Raw genomic sequence first — 1,519 nt, forward strand, 5'->3', positions numbered from 1 at the left:
AAACATATACAAACCATAACTATATTTCCCTAAAAAAACCAACCACTTTTTTTTAAAAAATGACCGGAGCGATGTATTGGAGGAAACAAGCAGTAGTATAAGAACAGCAAATGTTGCACTTAATATAGTAAAAGAAAACAAAAAAATGATGGGACTTCTATGATAATCTGTACCAAAAAAACAAAAAACAGCAGTAAGTAAAACTGTTAAACCACAAAATAAATATGTGCCTTTCTTTTCGGGTATACTATAGCCTGTACTTAGTAAAACAGAAATTAACGAGCCAAAGGCCAAAGAATCGATCCTGGTAAAGGTAAATATGTAAATAGATTGCGCATGCCAACCTATGTAATATAAATAGATCCTTAGAATTAAGGATAAAAGTATTACTCCTATGCTGATTTTTTTTAGCGAGCGAATTGAAGCAATATAAACTACAAAAGGCCATATTAAATAAAATTGCTCTTCAATAGCTAAAGACCATAAATGTGACGAACCTGCCGTAGAAAAAGTATCACCAAGCGCTTGCTTGATATTTGATAAATAAATCCAAAACCACAATTGAATGCTTTGTGTAAAGTGAATTTTCCCGGCTTCAACTACACTAACTTTTGAAACTATAAAGGGATAAAATAGCAAAAAAAGTAAAACAAGATACAAATAGTATAAGGGAAATATTCTTAGTGTCCGTCGGTAATAAAAAGAAAGAAAATAATTAGCCCCATTTTTCTTTTTTATTAATATGCCTGTTATCAAAAACCCCGACAGTACGAAAAATAAGTCAACACCTATCCATCCAACTGATATCACATAATTAAATGCCCTGTCTAAAACTGTGTAATTAAATTTTTCAATAAAATTAAAATGGTAAATCATTACGAGTAATACGGCGAGTCCCCGCAACCCATCTAATTCAACAATATGCTTTTTATTTAAACTTTCAGTCATTATTGGTATTTAATTAAAATACGTCGTTTTAGAAGTTGTGTGTTATTAATAACGTTAGCAAGGATAGATTTAAAGAAATTGCACTAGTTGTTTTCTTTTATTTTACAGTAAATCTGCGTGAAATAGGACATTTTTAATATAGCAAATGCAAAGCCTCTGGAGCCATCCTTAAATCCACCAAGAAGAAAAAAACTCCCAAAAAAATATGCCGGACCAATAAATATACTTTTCATCAATTTATATTTAAGTCGCTGCTTCCACGTCATGTGCTTATTATTATCCTGATTGTTGAAGGCTTTTATAAATCTGTTTGCCTCCCAAGCAGAATATTCATTATGCTTGGTAACATAATGGTTTACTCCCCGATAATCTCTATGATCTATTTTACTTTTTATCGTTCCTATCTCCCCTTCAAGAATAGGATGCTCATGGATTTCCATATCCAGCTTGCTCCACTTTTCTTCATCAATCTGCTCATATTCTCCTGCTCCTACCCGAAATAATGCCAGTTTATTCAATGGATAACCGCCGCGCAATTGCTTTCCTAAAAAGTATATGGTATAAGTTAACC

Annotated in this window: 2 protein-coding genes; both read right to left on the minus strand. The window is 32.2% G+C overall.

What is annotated here, in order from left to right; all coding sequences use genetic code 11:
* A partial coding sequence (locus AC1DPZ_RS27035) for an acyltransferase family protein (RefSeq protein ID WP_477409340.1) occupies positions 1-948 on the minus strand: 948 nt, incomplete at its 3' end.
* An 83-nt stretch (positions 949-1,031) separates the two neighbouring features.
* A partial coding sequence (locus AC1DPZ_RS27040) for a glycosyltransferase family protein (protein ID WP_477409342.1) occupies positions 1,032-1,519 on the minus strand: 488 nt, incomplete at its 5' end.

The sequence above is a fragment of the Mucilaginibacter sp. P4_G9 genome (genome assembly GCF_056400985.1).